General features: G+C 35.8%; 2 protein-coding genes. One reads left to right on the plus strand and one right to left on the minus strand.

Features of this window, described 5'->3' with window-relative positions; all coding sequences use genetic code 11:
- Window positions 1–786, minus strand: a 786-nt coding sequence (locus MT391_RS20565; protein ID WP_499499949.1) for a LysR family transcriptional regulator, incomplete at its 3' end; no start/stop codon positions are given.
- A gap of 140 nt (window positions 787–926) precedes the next feature.
- On the opposite strand from MT391_RS20565, the gene MT391_RS20570 reads away from it, so the two are divergent.
- A complete protein-coding gene (locus MT391_RS20570; RefSeq protein ID WP_166371663.1) occupies window positions 927–1532 on the plus strand; it encodes a short chain dehydrogenase in 606 nt (201 codons plus the stop codon).
- Window positions 1533–1634: the final 102 nt, after the last annotated feature.

Genomic DNA, 1634 nt, shown 5'->3' on the forward strand with positions numbered 1-1634 from the left:
TTCAAGTTTTATTTCAATTAAATCCAATCCCTTAATTGCACGAGAGGGTAAAAAAGCAATAGAGTCTGTCGTTTCAAGGTACATTGGCACAATTGAAAAACAAGGTGCAGAAACCACTACATTTCTTTTAAAACCAAATGTTTTGAACCAATCATCAATAGAGCCTTTAAAGTTAGGCCTTGATGGAGATGCGATAATGCTTGGATATTGAGCAACTTCAGCTAACGATGGGTTATTTTGTAAAATAGAAGCGCTCGGTGATGCGACACAAACATGGTGTTCTTCAAATAATTTTAAAATAGGATAGCTATCCGGAATATAATCCGGAAAGGCAATCGCTAAGTTAACGTTGCCACTTTCCATCAATTCATTGAGCTTATCAATTTCAAAATCTCTAACTATCAATTTTAAATTAGGCGCTTGTATCCTTATTATTGAAATCAACGCAGGCAATACTATTTGCTGTGCATAATCGGTTGCAGCAATAACAAATGACCCTTCTACAGTATTAGGGTCAAAGTGGGTAGGTGATAATAAAGCATTAAAATCATTAAGGAGTTTATCAACACTAACCGATAGCGTTTGTGCAAAGGGGGTAGCAATAAATCCATTAGTTTTTCGAAGAAACAACCTATCTTCAAAAACATCGCGTAATTTTTTTAAGTGCTCGCTCACGGCTTGCTGTGTAAGCCCCAATTGAGCTGCTGCTTTCGATGCGCTTTGCTCACGAATTATTGCTTGAAACACACGTAGCTGCTTAATATCTAATCTATCTAATTTACTCAAATTTATCTCTCTCTTGTTATGTTATTTATAACATAATAGTTAACCATTAATACCTGTAACACTAACAAAAAAGGTTTGTTTTTAATTGTTTAATTTTTTGTTTAATATCATCCCATCAAAATAAATCAACGGAGAAGAAAATGAAAACAGTAATTTTAATTGGTGCACTAGGTAAAATGGGTCAAGCCGCGTTAACTGGTTTAGGCAATCATAATGTGATTACAGCAGGTCGCTCTGGCGATGTTGACCACATTGTAGATATAACGAATGAACAATCAATTAGAGCGCTTTATGAAAAAGTAGGTGCTTTTGACGCGGTTGTGAATACTGTTGGCTTTTGTGAATATGCTAATTTCACAGAGATGACTGAGGCACAATGGATGACCACCGTGATGAGTAAAATGATGGGCCAAATTAACTTAGTACGTATTGGCCAAGAATACATCTCAGATGCAGGCTCATTTACTTTAATTAGTGGTATTTTAAATAAAAAACCTATCCCTTACGCTATTGCAGATGCAACAACGAGTGGTGCAATCGATACCTTCGTTAAAATTGTTTCTTTAGAAATGCCAAGAAATATACGTATCAATGTAGTCAATCCAACTGTGTTAGTTGAAGCATGGGATGTCTACGGAGAAATGATGCCTGGCTTTGAACCCGTACCAGGGAAGTTAGTTGGTAAAGCGTTTGAGCGATCAGTTGATGGTTTCATTAATGGTGAAGTCATTGTTGTTGATGCTTAAATAAGTTAAAAGCGATCCATTTGGGTCGCTTTTTATTATAAATCATCACGTTATCCTCAGCTTTTTATGTTATCGAGGATTGGTATATTTGGGTATGTTTTA

The organism is Vibrio sp. 1-Bac 57 (assembly GCF_037546855.1).
In the GTDB taxonomy this organism is placed as follows: Bacteria; Pseudomonadota; Gammaproteobacteria; order Enterobacterales; family Psychromonadaceae; genus Psychromonas.

Excerpts from the sequence above, each read along its gene's own strand:
- MT391_RS20570 (WP_166371663.1), top strand. The coding sequence starts at position 927 with ATGAAAACAGTAATTTTAATTGGTGCACTAGGTAAAATGGGTCAAGCC.